The sequence below is a fragment of the Paenibacillus sonchi genome (genome assembly GCF_016772475.1).
In the GTDB taxonomy this organism is placed as follows: Bacteria; Bacillota; Bacilli; order Paenibacillales; family Paenibacillaceae; genus Paenibacillus_AQ; species Paenibacillus_AQ sonchi.
The window spans coordinates 6,053,603-6,067,564 of the sequence record NZ_CP068595.1 but is presented as its reverse complement, the minus strand read 5'-3'; the positions used below and the strand labels follow the sequence as shown (position 1 = coordinate 6,067,564).

General features: G+C 53.3%; 12 protein-coding genes and 2 pseudogenes. 9 read left to right on the top strand and 5 right to left on the bottom strand.

Annotation, left to right across the window (positions count from 1 at the left end):
* Positions 1-5 precede the first annotated feature (5 nt).
* The 5 genes and pseudogenes from JI735_RS27090 to spoVM all read left to right on the top strand — a co-directional run bounded on the left by JI735_RS27090 (position 6) and on the right by spoVM (position 5,047).
* Positions 6-782 carry a Stp1/IreP family PP2C-type Ser/Thr phosphatase gene (locus tag JI735_RS27090; RefSeq protein WP_039835389.1) on the top strand — a complete coding sequence of 259 codons (777 nt, stop codon included), beginning with the start codon at positions 6-8 and terminating at the stop codon, positions 780-782.
* A pseudogene (gene pknB, locus JI735_RS27085) lies at positions 779-2,991 on the top strand (Stk1 family PASTA domain-containing Ser/Thr kinase). Before JI735_RS27090 ends, pknB begins: the two are co-directional and overlap by 4 nt.
* Before the next feature lie 119 nt (positions 2,992-3,110).
* Positions 3,111-4,016 (top strand): ribosome small subunit-dependent GTPase A, encoded by a 906-nt coding sequence (rsgA, locus tag JI735_RS27080; RefSeq protein ID WP_039835390.1) that lies wholly within the window; start codon positions 3,111-3,113, stop codon positions 4,014-4,016.
* Between the two features lie 4 nt (positions 4,017-4,020).
* Positions 4,021-4,689: a ribulose-phosphate 3-epimerase gene (gene rpe, locus JI735_RS27075; RefSeq protein WP_039835391.1), complete on the top strand. Its 669-nt coding sequence runs from the start codon at positions 4,021-4,023 to the stop codon at positions 4,687-4,689.
* 277 nt (positions 4,690-4,966) lie between these two features.
* Complete coding sequence (gene spoVM / locus JI735_RS27070) at positions 4,967-5,047, top strand: stage V sporulation protein SpoVM (protein ID WP_020431362.1); 81 nt, start codon at positions 4,967-4,969, stop codon at positions 5,045-5,047.
* Between the two features lie 103 nt (positions 5,048-5,150).
* On the opposite strand, the gene rpmB is transcribed toward spoVM, so the two are convergent.
* Positions 5,151-5,339 (bottom strand): 50S ribosomal protein L28, encoded by a 189-nt coding sequence (rpmB, locus tag JI735_RS27065; RefSeq protein ID WP_019911441.1) that lies wholly within the window; start codon positions 5,337-5,339, stop codon positions 5,151-5,153.
* A gap of 191 nt (positions 5,340-5,530) precedes the next feature.
* Here rpmB and JI735_RS27060 point away from each other — a divergent pair, with 191 nt between their 5' ends.
* The 4 genes and pseudogenes from JI735_RS27060 (at position 5,531) to JI735_RS27045 (ending at position 10,702) form a co-directional block, all read left to right on the top strand.
* Positions 5,531-7,318 (top strand): DAK2 domain-containing protein, encoded by a 1,788-nt coding sequence (locus JI735_RS27060; protein WP_039835392.1) that lies wholly within the window; start codon positions 5,531-5,533, stop codon positions 7,316-7,318.
* A gap of 105 nt (positions 7,319-7,423) precedes the next feature.
* Complete coding sequence (locus JI735_RS27055; RefSeq protein WP_039835393.1) at positions 7,424-8,284, top strand: DegV family protein; 861 nt, start codon at positions 7,424-7,426, stop codon at positions 8,282-8,284.
* 13 nt (positions 8,285-8,297) lie between these two features.
* Positions 8,298-10,347, top strand: a pseudogene (gene recG, locus JI735_RS27050) (ATP-dependent DNA helicase RecG).
* Positions 10,348-10,414: 67 nt separating this feature from the next.
* Positions 10,415-10,702 (top strand): stage VI sporulation protein F, encoded by a 288-nt coding sequence (locus tag JI735_RS27045; RefSeq protein ID WP_039835395.1) that lies wholly within the window; start codon positions 10,415-10,417, stop codon positions 10,700-10,702.
* Positions 10,703-10,836: 134 nt separating this feature from the next.
* Here JI735_RS27045 and JI735_RS27040 read toward each other — a convergent pair whose 3' ends face one another.
* From JI735_RS27040 to JI735_RS27025, 4 genes are all read right to left on the bottom strand, one after another.
* On the bottom strand, positions 10,837-11,697 hold the full coding sequence (locus JI735_RS27040) for a YitT family protein (RefSeq protein WP_051051762.1): 861 nt from the start codon (positions 11,695-11,697) through the stop codon (positions 10,837-10,839).
* A 33-nt stretch (positions 11,698-11,730) separates the two neighbouring features.
* Positions 11,731-12,978 (bottom strand): cation:proton antiporter, encoded by a 1,248-nt coding sequence (locus JI735_RS27035; RefSeq protein ID WP_039835396.1) that lies wholly within the window; start codon positions 12,976-12,978, stop codon positions 11,731-11,733.
* Positions 12,979-12,981: 3 nt separating this feature from the next.
* A complete protein-coding gene (locus JI735_RS27030) occupies positions 12,982-13,476 on the bottom strand; it encodes a cation:proton antiporter regulatory subunit (RefSeq protein ID WP_062524091.1) in 495 nt (164 codons plus the stop codon).
* Between the two features lie 93 nt (positions 13,477-13,569).
* On the bottom strand, positions 13,570-13,926 hold the full coding sequence (locus tag JI735_RS27025; protein WP_039835401.1) for a hypothetical protein: 357 nt from the start codon (positions 13,924-13,926) through the stop codon (positions 13,570-13,572).
* Between the last annotated feature and the right edge of the window lie 36 nt (positions 13,927-13,962).

Genomic DNA, 13,962 nt, shown 5'->3' with positions numbered 1-13,962 from the left:
GATATTTGATCAGAACAGTTCATGCCAGCGACGTTGGCCGGGTTCGTACTGTCAATGAGGATTCCGTCTGGATCGGCGTGACCCAAAACGGCTATACCCTCGGCATTATCGCTGATGGAATGGGCGGACATCTGGCTGGCGACACCGCAAGCCGTCTTGCTCTGGAGACCATGAAGAATGCCCTGTACGGGCTTCAGCCTGATCTGCCGGAGGAAGAGCTGCAGCATGCGCTGTCTGCCGCCATATATGAAGCTAACCATGCAGTCCACAATGAGGCATCAAGTGACGAGAAGTACCATAATATGGGTACAACAGTCGTTGCTGTGCTGCTTAAGGGGGAAGCCGGATATATCGGCCACATCGGGGACAGCAGAGCCTATTTGATCAAGGATGGTGCAGCCGTCCAGTTAACCGAGGATCATACGCTGGTCAATGAGCTGTTCAAGAACGGCCAGATCAGCCTGGAGGAGCTTGATAACCACCCGCGCCGCAATGTTCTGACCAGGGCGCTGGGGACGGATGCCGAGGTAACGGCTGATCTGGCGCCTGTGCGTCTGGAACCGGGGGAGCTTCTGCTTCTATGCAGTGACGGCCTCAGCAATTTTGTCAGCCAGGAGCATTTGGGGAAAGTGGCAGGGATACAGGAGATATCCTTAGAGGAACGGGCGGACCGTTTACTTCAGCTGGCTTTGCTGGCAGGCGGCGGCGATAATATAAGTGTCGCTATGTTAGAACATCAAGGAGAGGCCGCTGTGCCCGAGACAAAGGAGTGGGATAGATGATCGGTCACGAATTGGGCGGCCGTTACCAAGTTATTGAACGCATCGGAGGAGGAGGCATGGCGCTTGTCTACAGAGCCCATGATATTCTGCTCAACCGGAACGTTGCTATCAAAGTTTTGCGAAATCAGTTTGTGCATGATGAGGAATTTATCCGCCGTTTCCGGCGGGAGGCGCAGTCCGCTGCATCGTTGTCACATCCAAATGTGGTTAGTATATATGATGTGGGCCAGGAAGATGAAATTCATTATATTGTTATGGAGTATGTGGAAGGCAAGAATCTGAATGAGATCATCAAAGAACGGGCTCCACTGCAGGTGGATGAAGCCGTACGTATTGCCTCCCAGATCTGTGATGCGCTGGATCATGCCCATCAGAATCAGATCATACACCGGGACATCAAGCCGCATAATATCCTGATCGGGCGCAATGGAAGAGTCAAGGTGACGGATTTCGGGATCGCCCGGGCAGTCACTTCCACAACGATAACCCAGACGGGTTCAGTAGTCGGATCGGTGCATTATTTTTCGCCGGAGCATGCCAAAGGGGTGACTACGGGGAGAAATCCGATCTTTATTCCTTGGGGATTGTGCTTTACCAAATGCTTACCGGAGTGCTTCCTTTTCTGGGCGAAAGTCCGATCAGCGTAGCCTTGAAGCATTTGCAGGAGGAATTTGAAGAGCCGAGGCTGCTGAATCCGCTGATTCCGCAAAGCGTTGAGAATGTTATTTTAAGATCCATGCGCAAAAATCCCGAAGAGCGGTACCAGTCGGCGAAGGAAATGCTGCAGGATCTGGAGACCTGTCTGCTTCCGGAACGGCGCAGTGAATCCAAAACGCAGTTCCATGATGAGGAAGACGAGGACCGAACCCGCATTATTCCGGCAATCAGGCCTATGCAGCGGGGGCTCGGCAGCCGCGCCGGCAGCGGTGAAGAGCGGATGAGGCGGGAAGAAGAGGATGAGCCCCGCAGCCCGGGCAAGCGCAAGTCGGGACGTGCTGTGCTGTGGATCAGCCTCACACTGCTTGTGCTGATTGCTATGGGCGGAGTGGTCTGGTATGTAAATGCCAAGCTGGCCGTAGATGAAGTAGCGGTACCCAAGGTGACCGGCCTGTCCTTTGAAGCAGCAAAAGCGGAGCTTGCCAAGGCCGGGCTCGTTGCCGACGAACCGCCTGCGCAGGAGTACAATGCAAATTTCGAGCCTGATGTAGTATGGAAGCAGAGTAAAGAGCCGGATACTATGGTTAAGGAAGACACGCATATTGCTCTTACGGTAAGCACTGCCAAGCCGCTTTCTAAGATGATTCCTTTAGCGGGCAGGACTGAAGAAGAAGCGATGAAGCTGTTGATCGCTGAAGGTGTGGATCAGAGCCGGATCACCCCGGACCAGCGCTACAGCGAGGATTTCCCTGAAGGGCAGGTTATCGGCACGGAGCCAGCCGTGGACAGCGAGTATGATCCGGCGACGGCGACGGTCAAGCTGATTGTGAGCCAAGGGAAAGAGACTGCTGATGTACCTGATCTTACTAACAAGCCGCAGGCAGAGGCGAAGAGCCTGCTTGAAGGTGCAGGTCTTGTCCTCGGTGAAGTCAAGGAGGAATCCAGCTTCTCCGTCGAGAAAGGCATCGTTATGGAGCAATGGCCTTATGAAAAAGGCGATACGGCTTCGCCAGGCGAAAAGATTAACATTACCGTTAGTACAGGTTACCCGCCTGAAGCCTTGGAATATACATTCAATGTGCCGGTAGCCCCTTCGGTGGAAGGCACCAAGACCAAAATCCGCATTATTTATGCCGATGCCCGCAAGGATGGCGAGAACCAGGAATGGGGAACGCGCACGATTGCCAAAAGCCAAAGGCTGGCTGTGAAACTGCTGCTGGCCCCTAATAAGGACGGTTCCGTTTCTGTCTACCAGGATGGTGATTTTGTCGCTACCTATTCGATTAAGTATGCGGACGCCAAAAATGGAACGGTGCCTGATCCGGAGCCACCGGTCCAGCATACTCCTGAGCCGACGCAGGCACCGACAGACCCGCCGCCGGCCACTGCCGATCCAACGATAGAGCCCGAGATTCTGCCTCCATCAACTGAAGAAGGCACAACTACGGGTTCAGTAAATCAGACAGGATTCGTGGCCAGTGATACCGTTAACGGGCAGACAGCAGACAATAAAGTCAAGGACAAAGACATAGGCAAAAACAAAGACAAATAAAAGTGACAAACTGAGCTGCCCGGGAGGAATCCCGGAGCGGCTGCAGTCAGCAGAATGACCCGGGTAGCCTACGAACTTGGGTCATTTGTGCAAAATCAGGAGAGGATGGCTCATGATGTATGCCTGAGGGAATTATCATCAAAGCATTAAGCGGTTATTATTACGTCAAACCGCTCCGCGATGGAGTGATTGCTGCCGAGGAGGAAGCTGTACAGTGCCGGGGGCGGGGAATTCTGAAGAAGAAAGGGACCGCTCCGCTTGTGGGCGACCGCATTAAATACGTCTTGACTGAAAACGGGGAAGGCATGGTTGATGAGCTGCTCCCCAGGGAATCCGAGCTGATCCGTCCGCCGGTAGCCAACGTCAAACTGGCTGTGCTGTTGTTCTCTGTACGCGAACCGGATATGAATCTGAACCTGCTGGATAAATTTCTGGTTCACATTGAACACTCCGGCCTGGAGACGCTGATTGTGCTGACGAAGCAGGATTTGGCCGAGGACGATGGCGATGCCACGAATCAGGTCAAAGCGCTGTACGAGCATATCGGATATGAAGTGATCGTCACGAGTTCACTTACCGGCTCTGGCAGCCAGGAGCTGCGGGAACGTCTGGCCGGGATCATTAGTGTCTTCTCCGGACAGTCCGGTGTAGGCAAGTCGACCCTGCTGAACCGGCTTGTGCCCGGCCTTCGGCTGGAGACGGGGGAGATCAGCCTCCGCTTGGGCCGGGGACGGCATACGACCCGGCATGTCGAACTGATGGATATCGGGGGCGGCGGTTTTGTGGCGGACACCCCGGGCTTCAGCCAGCTTGATTTTCTGGAATTGGGTGTGGAAGAGCTGTCCACCTGTTTCCGCGAGTTTGCCCCCTATGCCGAAAACTGTAAATTCCGCGGATGCAGCCATATTCATGAACCGGGCTGCCGTGTCGTTGAGGCTGTGAACTCCGGAGCTATCGCTGGCAGCCGTTATGAGCATTACAAGCTGTTTTACAATGAAATGAAAGATAAAAAGCGGAGGTACTAACATTATGATCACAATCGCACCATCGATATTGTCGGCTGATTTTGCCGCGCTTGGCGCTGAGGTTGCAGAAGCGGAAGCCCATGGCGGAGACTGGATTCATGTAGACGTTATGGACGGCCATTTTGTGCCGAATATTACGCTTGGACCGCCGATTGTAAAGGCTGTGAAGGCACATACCTCTCTGCCGCTTGATGTTCATTTGATGATTGAGAACCCTGAGCGCTATATCCCTGAGTTTGCAGCCTCGGGAGCTAACGTCATTACAGTTCATGCCGAGGCCTGTGTGCATCTTCACCGGGTGGTGCATCAGATTAAAGAGCTGGGCCTTCTGGCCGGAGTAGCAATCAATCCGGGTACGCCCGCTTCGGCGGTGCGCGAGGTGCTGGAGGATGTGGATATGGTGCTGGTAATGACTGTGAACCCGGGCTTCGGCGGACAGTCGTTTATTCCGCACACGCTGAAGAAGATCCGCCAGATCCGCGAGTGGGCACGGGAAGTCAATCATACCTCCCTGCGCATCGAAGTTGACGGTGGCATCGCTGAAGCAACTGCACCGCTGGTCGCTGAAGCGGGAGCAGATGTTTTGGTGGCCGGTAATGCCGTATTCGGACGCAGTGACCGCGCAGCTGCCATCAAGGCGATCCGTGAAGCCGCAGAAGCGGCTCTGCGCTAATTGTAAGCACACGTTCGAACTAATGGTATAGGCCAAGTTGCTGACGCATAAATATGGTTACATGAGCAGAAATCTCATGTAGCCTTTTTTTGAATAGAAGACTTTATATGAGCGCTATAAAGGTTCCTTCTATTTCCCGCTGAAACGGGAGCCGCCTCTTCCAGAGTACGGCTCTTCCGGTTCTGCTTGGTTCAAAAAGGGAGGTCTGCATTCGTTACGTTAGCGCACGACAGGAAAGTCTCCTACCGTACGGCATGAATTGATGGGAGGGTTAAGGATGAAATTTTACACGTTCAAGCTGCCAAGATTTTTGGGAGGTTTTGTTAAAGCGATTTTGAACACTTTTCAGAAAAGCTGAAGACGGAATTGAACAGAAAACATGAAAAAAAGCACCTTACGTTTGTAAAGGGTGCTTTTTGCTTCAAATATGAGATATCGCTAGGTCTCAGAATAACCAGAGACTAAACGCGTTCAACTTTGCCGGCTTTCAAAGCACGGGTGCTGACGTACACGCGTTTCGGTTTGCCGTTCACGAGGATACGGACCTTCTGAACGTTAACTCCCCAAGAGCGACGGTTGCGGTTGTTCGCATGGGATACATGGTTGCCGCTGCCCGGTTTCTTGCCAGTTACAGTACATTTGCGGGACATAGATTACACCTCCTTGTTACTTACACCTGCGTAAAACAATACTTAAATATAATATCACAGCAAAATTTGCTTCGTCAACCGCTTCAAAAACATTTATTTCTTTTGGCTCTTATAGTACAATATAGATTAGTGTATTATGTCCAGTTAATCATAGAATTGATTAGGCATGAAGTTAGGAAGGGGAATCCTCATTGAGTAAGCGTTCTATAGACGGAACAGATTTTACCGCAATGGTACTCGCCGGAGCGGAGAAGCTGCAGCAGCATGCAGAGCACGTCAATTCCCTAAATGTATTTCCGGTCCCGGATGGCGACACAGGTACAAATATGAATTTGACGATGACCGCAGGCGCGAACGAATTGAAAAAAAATAATACTGGCTCAGTAGGCCAATGTGCAGGAGTATTATCCAAAGGTCTCTTGATGGGGGCACGGGGGAACTCCGGCGTTATTTTGTCACAGCTGTTCAGAGGCCTTGGACGGTACGCAGCCCAATATGATGAATTGAACACACAGCAGTTCGCAGCAGCGCTGCAGACCGGAGTGGATACAGCATACAAAGCGGTGGTCAAGCCGGTAGAGGGAACGATACTTACAGTCGCCAAGGAAGCTGCCAGACACGCAGTCTACTATGCGCGGCGTACAACGGATGTAACAGAGCTGATGACCGAAGTCTTGTCCAGAGCCAAAGAAGCATTGGCTAATACACCGGAGCTTCTGCCCGTGCTCAAGCAAGTGGGCGTTGTTGACTCCGGCGGCCAGGGTCTGGTTTACATTTATGAGGGCTTTCATCAGTATCTGACGGGCAGCGCCGGCACAGCAGTGCCAGTGCCGGTACAGGGACAAGCCCCTGCAGCCGCTCCTGCGGCATCGCCTACAGCGGTGTTGACCAAACATGAGAATGTATTGTCCTCCGTGCAGTCATCTGCGCAATCACAACTGTCTACGGAAGACATCGAATTTCTTTACGATATGGAATTTTTTATTAACCGGCTGCTTGGCGGCTCCGTCAAAGCGGAATTTGACGAGGAATCGTTTCGGAAAGCGTTGTCAGTTAATGGAGATTCCATTATCGTCATTTCGGATGATGAGACCATCAAGGTCCATGTCCATTCCAAGACTCCGGGCGAGGTCCTGAATCTGGCGCTGCAATATGGCGAAATTACGCAGATCCATATTCTTAACATGCGGGAGCAGCACCGCGATCTGCTGACCGCCGGCATGGATATCGCGCCTATGCCAGACCTGTTTGCGGATATTCCGCAGGAAGAGAGCAGTGTCCAGGCACCGGCGGTTCCACCCGCAGATGACATGGCACAGTACGGGTTTATTGCCGTATCTTCGGGTGAGGGCATCTCTGATATTTTCCGCAGCCTCGGCGTGGATGCCATTCTGTCCGGCGGACAGACGATGAATCCCAGCACGGAGGATTTCGTTAACGCGATATCATCTATATCGGCGAAACACATCTATATTCTCCCTAACAACTCGAACATTGTGCTTGCGGCTCAGCAAGCCAAGGAGCTGCTTGAGGGTGAACGTGAGATAACCGTTATTCCAAGCAAAAGCATCCCGCAGGGGATTGCCGCCGCTTTTGCCTTCCAGGAGGAAGATGCGGTCGATGCCAACACCGGCAACATGCTGGAGGCGATCTCCCAGGTCAAATCGGGACAGATTACCAATGCGGTCCGTGATACGGTTATTGAGGAGCTGGAGATCAAATCCGGGCAGTATATCGGGATAGCCAATTCGAAGATTGTAGCGGCTGCGGATGATCTGCTGGCAGCCAGCCAGGCACTTCTGGGAAGCATGCTGGAGAACGGTGATGAGATTGTTACCGTATTGACAGGCGCTGAATCTGAGGATAGTGTCACTGATGCGCTGGAAAACTGGCTTGCAGAAGCCTATCCCCAGGTGGAAGTAGAGATCCATACAGGCGGCCAGCCGCTGTATTACTATCTTTTTTCCGTTGAACCCTAGGTAGACACTTTACTCCTTATATAGTCTCATGCAGAAGCGCTGCGGTATCCATGACCAAGTGAGCGTCCGGCGCTTCTGTCCAATCATAGTTAGGGGAGGTATACCATGAATCGTACCGTTATCGTCACCGACAGCACTTCCGATATCCCGCCGTCCATGGCCGAAGCTTTGGGCATCGAGGTCGTACCATTGACCCTGATGTTCGGCGAGGAAGCATTCCGGGATAATGTGGATATGACACCGGAGCAATTCTATGAACGTCTTCCCCGCTCCACTTCGCTGCCGACTACCTCTCAGCCGTCACCGGTTGAGTATATGAATGTATATCAGGGTATTCAGGAACGTTATCCGGGATGCCGCATCCTTTCATTTCATATTTCCTCGGGTCTCAGCGGCACGTATCAATCGGCTGTTCTGGCTAAATCCATGCTGGAAGAGAAGGGGGAGCCGATCACGGTTGTGGATTCACTTTCCGCTTCCTATGGATTCGGTTTTATGGTGGTCGAGGCGGCACGGCTGGCTGCGGAAGGACATCGCCCGGAGGAGATTCTGGCACAGGCAGAGCGTCTCCGCCAGTCCCGCAAGCTGTATTTTCTGGTCGATACGCTGGAATATCTGCAAAAGGGCGGCAGAATAGGCAAAGCCTCCGCTTTTCTGGGAACGCTGCTGAACATCAAGCCGATCCTTTCTATTGATGCGGAAGGAATCATCTACGCGGTCGAGAAGGTCAGGGGCCGCAAGAAGGCAGTAGCCCGCATGATCGAGCTGTTCAAACAGGATCTGCCGGGTGTGGACAAAATCAATGTGGCCGTGGGTCATACGGCTGATCCGGCTTCCGGCGAAGAGTTCCTTAAGGAATTGGCCGGACACTTCACCCTGGAAGAGAAAGTGCTGACGAACGTGGGCCCTGTAGTAGGGAGCCATGTTGGCAACGGTACTTTAGCCGTATTCATCTGGCCCGCGTAAATAGGGGATGAACATGGGGATTTCTTTGGATTCAATCGAAGTGAAACAAATAAATGGCGTGAGCGCTCAAAAGCAAAACGAGCTTCACGCCTTTGGCGTCTTTACAGTCAAGGATTTGCTGGAGTATTATCCATTCCGCTATGATGATTTCCGGCCGCGCAGCTTGAGCGAAATCAAACATGGCGACAAAGCGACGCTTGTTGCAAAGGTTATTGGCATCCCGGTATTGCAGCGCTTTGGGGGCAAATCCCGGTTGAGCTGCAAAATGGTAGCCGAGCCGTGGATGTTCACCGCAACCTGGTTCAACCAGCATTATGTGCGGGAGCAGCTGACAGCCCAGCGCGAAATTGTGATTACGGGCAAATGGGATCAAAAGCGGAATGCCATCACCGTGACGGATTATGAATTTACGGACCGGGGAGAAGGGAAGATCGGCACCTTGCAGCCGGTCTATTCCGTTGGGGGCAAGATTACGCAAACCTGGATCCGCAAAATAATCAATCAGGGGCTGCAGCAATATGGCGACCTGATTCCCGAAATTCTTCCGCATTCAATTATACGGAAATATGATTTCATGTCCCGCAAACGCGCCATTGCTACGATTCACCGGCCGGAGGATACACGCGAGGGCCAGCAGGGGCGGCGCCGGATGGTGTATGAGGAGCTTTTTTGTTCCAGCTCAAAGTACAGGCTTTCCGTGTGCTGAACCGCGGCAGGATGGACGGTGTGGTGCATACGGTTGACAACGCCACGGTCCGGACGTTTGTCCGCAGCCTGCCTTTTGAACTGACGGATGCCCAGAAGCGCGTTGAACTGGAAATCCTGCAGGATATGCGTTCACCGTATTGCATGAACCGTCTTTTGCAGGGCGATGTGGGTTCAGGCAAAACCGTACTGGCGGCAATTGCTCTCTATGCTACCGTAAAATCCGGATTTCAGGGGGCGCTGATGGTGCCTACCGAAATTCTCGCAGAGCAGCATATGCGGTCGCTTACCAGGATGTTTGAGCCGTTCGGAATTACCGTAGGCCTGCTGACGGGCAGTGTGACCGGACGCAAACGCAAGGATCTGCTGGCCTCGCTGCAAATGGGGATGCTCGATATTGTAGTCGGTACGCATGCCTTGATTCAGGAGGATGTATTTTTCCGCGGGCTGGGGATGGTAGTTACGGATGAGCAGCACCGTTTCGGCGTGAACCAGCGCAGCATTCTGCGCCGCAAGGGCTATAACCCGGATGTGCTGACTATGACAGCAACGCCCATTCCGCGTACGCTGGCGATTACTGTCTTCGGCGATATGGATGTATCCACGCTTTCGGAGCGGCCGAAGGGGCGCGTACCGATCATGACTTACTGGGTCAAACCTGATCTGATGGAACGGGTGCTGAAGCTGGTTAACCGCGAGGTCGACCAAGGCAGGCAGGCTTATCTGATTTGTCCGCTGATTGAGGAATCGGAAAAGCTGGATGTGCAGAATGCGATCGACTTGCATATCCAAATGTCGCAGGCTTTTCCCCACTACAAGGTGGGCCTGCTTCACGGACGGATGACCCCGGGGAAAAAGATGAAGTCATGCGCGCCTTCTACAGCAATGAAGTTCAGCTGCTCGTCTCCACGACCGTTGTAGAGGTCGGTGTCGATGTTCCCAATGCCACGCTGATGATCATTATGGACGCGGACCGCTTTGGATTGTCCCAGCTGCATCAGCTGCGCGGCCGGGTTGGACGTGGCCAGCACGCTTCCTTCTGTGTGCTTGTAGCTGATCCGAAGTCCGAAATCGGGCGTGAGCGGATGACCGCGATGACCGATACGGATGACGGCTTCGAGGTGTCGCGCAGAGACTTGGAACTGCGGGGGCCAGGAGATTTCTTCGGGACCAAGCAGAGCGGACTGCCGGAGTTCAGGCTGGCAGACATGACCGCCGATTTCGAAGTGCTGGAGCAAGCCAGGGATGATGCAGCGGAGCTGCTCAAGGAAACCGATTTTTGGACATCCGCTGATTATGCGCCGCTGCGGACCTATCTGCAGAACGAGCAAATTTTTCAAGGGGATATCATCGATTAATTAGGCACATGCACCGGCTTTCCCTCATATACTGTGAATGATTGGAATATGACAGGAGGTGCTGCGCGTGGGCTATCAGCAATTTGGTATCAGTCCCCAGCTGGTGGATCGCATCAAGCTGAAGATGAAGAATCCGGCTGTTAAAGAACGAGTGAAGAATTTGATCAACGGAATCTCCAAACAGGAGCTTCAGGACACTGCGGTGGTGCACAGACTGGTGCGCAAAGCTTCGGCAGTACTGGGGGAAAAGCTGACCTCGGCACAGGAAGAACAAATTGTAAAGTTTGTAATTGCCCAGAAGATTGACCCCAACAATACATTTCATTTGATCCGGTTGTGGGGGATGTTTCGGTAGAGGGCTTCAGCTCAAGCCATAGAAATGGCGCAAGCCGGTGTACATTAAAAAGCGTTCCCGCTGAATTCAGCGGGAACGCTTTTTGCCTGTAGTTTGGGAAACAATAGAGTCAACAACGGTAGATAGCGGAGCGGCTAATCCCGGAACCGGGCAGCCCGCCGCCTGCGCCGGGTGGACCGGAAGACGATCTGGCTGTCCTGATCGCAGGTGCGGACGATGGAGGCCAGCTCTTCCTCCTCCAGCTTGCTTGCGATACAGAACAGGGTCCCCGGCTGGCCCTTGGCGCCGGAAGCACGGATAAGCTTGGCCTCGCGGTCCAGCTTGCGGTGAAGCGCAAGGCGGATCTCTTCGGGGCGGCTGCTGGTAATCCAAACCGCGCGGGTGCGGGAGAGATCTCTTATACAGATCCTCACAGCCTCAAAAGCCAGCAGATAGGCGAGTATGGAATACATAGCCTGATCCCAGCCGAACAACGCGCCTCCGCACAATAATATGGCGCAGTTGAAGACCATAATGATGAATTCAGCCGATTTGGCCGGCCCCTGGCTGAGGAGGGCATAACCCGGATCTCCGGCTCCGCCGCTCATTCCGCCAAAGCGGATGGAGATGCCGATGCCGAAGCCCAGTGAGAGCCCTCCGGCAATGGAGGCCGTCAGCGGTTCGCCCGTCAGGGACGGGAAACGGTGCAGGGCCAGTGAACCCGCGGTCAGGCAGACTAATCCAAGCATTACATAGAGCGCAAAGCGCAGATGAATCTGTCTGCGTGAGATCAGAATAAACGGCAGGTTGAACAAGAACAGGAACAGCCCCAGCCGCATTTCCGTAGTGTGTGCAAACAGTGCCGACAGGCCGGCAATTCCGCCCGGAACCAGCTGATGCGGCATCAGAAACAGCTCAAGTCCGACCGCTGCGAGCAGCCCTCCGGCAATGACACCGAGGACGCGGACACCCATGCGCTGCCGAAACGGTTTACCGTTCTTCCTAAGAGTATTCATATGTTCTCCTCCCTTCCAAGAGAGAACCGGACATTACTCGTTGTCCGTTGCGGGAGCGGCCTGTCTGGAGGAACGGGCCAGGTGCCGCTTCTCGAATTGAAATACTTTATCCAGAAGCTTGTAGATGGTTTTGGATTCCTTGGTCAGCAACGGGCCGAGTATAGCTAGAATCAGCACGTACATGGCGGCAAAAGGCTGCAAAATGGCCAGCAGGCCGCCGGCTTTGCCAAGATTGGCCATGATAATGGAGAACTCGCCTCTGGAGACAATGGTCAGGCCGATGTTGGCGGAAGACCGCGGGCTGAGCCCGGCGCTGCGTCCGGCCAGCATGCCTGCGGCGAAATTCCCGATCAAAGTAATGATGACTGCGGCAAGTGAGTACCAGAGTGCGTCACCGCCTAAGGACAGCGGATCAATCGTCAGCCCGAAGCTGAAGAAGAAGATGGCTCCGAAAAAGTCGCGGAAGGGAATCACCAGCTTCTCAATCCGCTTGACATGCTCGGTTTCGGCGAGCACCAGTCCGACGAGCAATGCACCAATGGCTTCAGCCACATGAATGGTCTCGGAGAAGCCGGCGATCAGAAAGAGCGCAGCGAAGATGACGAGCGCAAAAAGCTCACCGGAGCGGATATTCAGTACCCGGTTCAGCCAGGGTACCAGCTTGCGGCCAATGACCAGCAGCGCCAGCATATACCCCAGCGCGATCAGCGCGGACAGCAGTACGCCGCCCAACGAAGAGGAGCCGCTGAGGACTAGCCCGGACAGAATGGAAATGTAGACGGCGAGGAAAACATCCTCGAACATGATGATCCCGAGAATCATCTCGGTTTCGGGGTTGGCGGTGCGCTTCAGATCGACCAGCACCTTGGCGACGATTGCACTGGAGGAAATGGTCGTAATCCCGGCGATCACGAGGATCTCCTCCAGCGGGAATCCGAGTCCCCAGCCGAGGACAAGTCCGAGCGTAAAGTTGATCAGAATGTAGATGGTTCCGCCCGTGACAATCGAGCGTCCGGCTTTGACGAGGCGGCCTACCGAAAACTCCAGGCCCAGATAGAACAAGAGGAAGAGGACACCGATCCGGCCCATAAATTCTATCAGGGCGGCGCTCTCGATGAAACGGAAGTCCAGGTGCCATATTTTGAAGGCATGCGGGCCTACAGCCATGCCGATCAGAATGTAGAACGGAATTACGGAAAAACGCAGCTTGGTAGAGACCAGACCGGCAAGGGCGATCAGCACCAGCGCGAGTCCGACTTCAAATACGATATAATGATTCATCCATTAACCACATCCGTTCCGCAGAATGTGTTTGAACTGTTTGTGCTGATGTCTTTCCCCGGCCGCAACAACGGTGCACTCTGCAGGCAGCACCACTTCCGGACCGGGATTGATGTGTTTTTGATGGTTTTTCTCGATAATCGCAATAATGGTGACCCCTGCGCGGGCACGGATATCCAATTCACCGATGCTGTGTCCGATGCATTTGAAGTCCTGCTCCAGCCGGTACCATTCGATAATCAGGTCATCCAGGGCTACCTCGATGGATTCCAGAGCTTTTGGTTTATAGGTAATTCCCCCGACGATAGCGGAGATATACCGCGCTTCATCATCGTCCAATGTAATCATGGAGATGCTCTGGTCCGGGTCGTCATATTCAAAGTGGTACAGCTCGCGTCTGCCGTCATCATGGACGATCACGACCAGCTTATCGCCGCTGCGCGTCTGCATCACGAACTTTTTGCCGATTCCCGGCAAATCCGATTCTCTATAATTCATGAAGTTCAATCCTCCAGTTGGATGTCATTTAGTAGCTTCATAATTCAAGGAAATAAATGCAAGGTATTGCATATCGTATCGGGTAATTGGTCATTATCTGCCCACATAATGCGAGGTATATTTAAGCGGATACAGCAGCAGCCGCTTCTTGATCAAATAAATAATGGGACACAGCGATACTGCAAGCACTGTGGCGGAAGTCACTGGCGCCTGCGGCGGGGTGATCCCGGAATAGTTCAGGCGCTGAGGCGGAAGAACTTTTGACTGCGCCGGATGAGTACGGATTGGCTGAATCATTTTATGCCCGTAGTGTTCAATTTCATTGCGGGTATGCTCTTCCCCGCCGCTGTCAGGAACCTGAAAATTTACCGCCAGCAGGGACAGCAGCAGCAGGGGAACAAGAACGAATCTTAGCCGCTTAAACAGGGGGAAACGCGCTATATATGTCATTCCGGGATCACCTCCTTACTGTATCTTGTATATTAA

Coding starts and splice junctions, on each gene's coding strand:
- rsgA (WP_039835390.1), top strand. CDS start 3,111: ATGCCTGAGGGAATTATCATCAAAGCATTAAGCGGTTATTATTACGTC.
- rpe (WP_039835391.1), top strand. CDS start 4,021: ATGATCACAATCGCACCATCGATATTGTCGGCTGATTTTGCCGCGCTT.
- spoVM (WP_020431362.1), top strand. CDS start 4,967: ATGAAATTTTACACGTTCAAGCTGCCAAGATTTTTGGGAGGTTTTGTT.
- rpmB (WP_019911441.1), bottom strand. CDS start 5,339: ATGTCCCGCAAATGTACTGTAACTGGCAAGAAACCGGGCAGCGGCAAC.
- JI735_RS27055 (WP_039835393.1), top strand. CDS start 7,424: ATGAATCGTACCGTTATCGTCACCGACAGCACTTCCGATATCCCGCCG.
- JI735_RS27040 (WP_051051762.1), bottom strand. CDS start 11,697: ATGAATACTCTTAGGAAGAACGGTAAACCGTTTCGGCAGCGCATGGGT.
- JI735_RS27035 (WP_039835396.1), bottom strand. CDS start 12,978: ATGAATCATTATATCGTATTTGAAGTCGGACTCGCGCTGGTGCTGATC.
- JI735_RS27030 (WP_062524091.1), bottom strand. CDS start 13,476: ATGAATTATAGAGAATCGGATTTGCCGGGAATCGGCAAAAAGTTCGTG.
- JI735_RS27025 (WP_039835401.1), bottom strand. CDS start 13,926: ATGACATATATAGCGCGTTTCCCCCTGTTTAAGCGGCTAAGATTCGTT.